Source organism: Eudoraea sp. (assembly GCF_049665975.1).
Lineage (GTDB): Bacteria > Bacteroidota > Bacteroidia > Flavobacteriales > Flavobacteriaceae > Eudoraea.
The window spans coordinates 1-2521 of record NZ_JBATGR010000400.1 but is presented as its reverse complement, the minus strand read 5'-3'; the positions used below and the strand labels follow the sequence as shown (position 1 = coordinate 2521).

The window sequence follows — 2521 nt, the reverse complement described above, 5'->3', positions numbered from 1 at the left end:
CAATTATTCAGATAAATTCAAAGTAGGGGGTCTGGATTTTAGCCTTCGCTATGGATCAAAAGTGTATCAATTGCCTTTTAGTATTAAGCTAAATGATTTTATCGCTGAGAAATACCCGGGAACTGAAAAAAGCTATGCCTCTTTTATGAGTAAAGTAACCGTAGAAGACGAGCGGCCATTTGATTATGATATTTTTATGAATCATATTCTTGACCATAAGGGATACCGGTTTTTTCAGGCAAGTTTTGATCCGGATGAACGTGGAACCGTTCTTTCAGTCAATCATGATTTCTGGGGCACATGGATTACCTATATGGGGTACTTTTTATTATATACTGGCTTAATGGGGATTATGTTCTTTGGCAAAACCCGATTTAAAGAGTTGACTCAGGGGTTAGATAAATTAAAGAAGCAAAAGGCAGTAACTTCCGTTATAATGCTTTTTGGAGTTTTAAGTTTAAATGCCCAGGTAAAACCTCAGAACGGGGACCATAATCACCAAAATACCCCAAGTCAGCAGCAACTGGATTCCCTGGTAGAATCTTCTACTGTTACTAAAGAGCATGCGGCGAAATTTGGAGAATTGGTCATCCAGGACGATGGTGGAAGAATGAAACCGTTAAATACGTTTTCTTCAGAACTACTTCGCAAACTGAGTTTTAAGGATAAATATAAAGACCTGAATGCCGATCAGGTATTCTTATCCATGATGTTAAACCCGGCCCTATGGTACAATACAGAGTTTATAGCCCTCGATAAAAAAGGGCAAAATGATAGCCTCCGGGGTATAATAGGAGTAGAAGGAGCTCAGAGATACGTAAAAGCGACCGATTTTTTTGACTCCAAAGGGGCTTATAAACTAGCGCCTTATTTACAAGATGCTTATGCCACAAGCACTCCAAATAAATTTCAACAGGATTACAAAGATGTCGATTTACGCCTTGGGCTATTAAACAGGGCACTTAGTGGAGAAATTATAAAAATCTTCCCTTTGTTGAATGATGAGAATAACAAATGGGTGTCTGCCGTAGAATACAGGTCCGGGCAATACAAAGTACCTGACTCACTTTATGCGAATTTCATCAAAAATGCTGTTCCTTATTATTTGCATTCTCTGCAAAGTGCAATTGCAAATAAGGACTATACCGAAGCGGATAAACTACTGGCTGCATTTCATCAGAACCAACAAAACCATGGCAGTGAGGTACTTCCTTCAGAAAATAGGGTAAAGGCAGAAATTATTTATAACAAGCTCGATATTTTTAATCGCCTCTATAAATACTATGCCCTTGTTAGTATCCTTATGTTCTTTGTTCTTGTGTTTACAATTTTTAAGGAAAGAAGGATATGGAATATAGCCACATACTTATTTAAAGGAATAATTTATATATTTTTTATCTGGCATACGTCAGGATTAATTATGCGCTGGTATATTTCGGGCCATGCACCCTGGAGTGATGCCTATGAAAGTATTCTCTATGTTTCCTGGGCTACAATGGGCATGGGGTTACTTTTAGGACGGAAAAGTAATATGACCATTGCAGCATCTGCCTTTGTTACTTCCATGCTATTGTGGATTGCACATCAAAGCTGGGTTGATCCGTCAATAGCAAATCTGGTCCCTGTTTTAGACAGTTACTGGCTAATGATACATGTGGCCGTTATCGTCGGCAGTTACGGGCCGCTTACCGTTGGGATGATTCTTGGAATAGTTTCTCTTTTGTTAATTATTCTAACCAATGCCAGGAACAAGGAGCGGATGGAATTAAACCTGAAAGAACTCACAATAATTAATGAACTTTCCATTACCGTGGGACTTATAATGCTTACCATAGGAAACTTTCTCGGGGGGCAATGGGCCAATGAAAGCTGGGGACGATACTGGGGCTGGGATCCTAAAGAAACCTGGGCTCTTATTTCAATTATGGTATATGCCTTTGTAATACATACCAGACTGGTGCCGGGTTTACGTGGAAGATGGACATTTAATTTTCTAACCATCCTTGCTTTTGGAAGCATTATGATGACCTATTTTGGGGTAAACTTCTATTTGGTTGGGCTTCATAGTTATGCCAGTGGGTCTCAGGTAATTACTCCTGTCTTTATTTGGTATACACTATTTGGGGTATTGCTATTAGGAGGAATCAGCTATTGGCGATATAAGTTGAATTACGTTAAATAAGTATACCTCTGATTACATGAGGCACTTTCACTGCTACCAATGAAGGAATGATGCTTTAGTGCATGTCAATTAACCTTATTGGTGCAGCCAACAAGTTTTATTTTTTTTAATACTTTTATTTAATCACTTCATCAAGTTTTAGGTAATGGCCAAGTTAAAATTCAAATGGAATTCAGATAAAATATTAAGTCTCTCAGCAATGAGTATAAGTGTTTTGACCCTTATAATTTTTATCTATCAGACTAACTTAATGAGTAAGCAAAATTATCTGTCCATTTTGCCTTATGTTCAAATATCCATCTCCAATGATACAGCTAAAAACACTTATACTCATTGCTG

The 2521-nt window shown here is 37.9% G+C and carries 1 protein-coding gene and 1 pseudogene; both read left to right on the top strand.

Features of this window, described 5'->3' with window-relative positions; translation table 11 throughout:
- Nucleotides 1–2182 (top strand): cytochrome c biogenesis protein CcsA (ccsA, locus tag WBN20_RS13385; protein WP_424282058.1); only part of this gene is annotated, 2182 nt, incomplete at its 5' end.
- A gap of 145 nt (nucleotides 2183–2327) precedes the next feature.
- A pseudogene (locus WBN20_RS13380) lies at nucleotides 2328–2521 on the top strand (hypothetical protein); the annotation flags it as partial.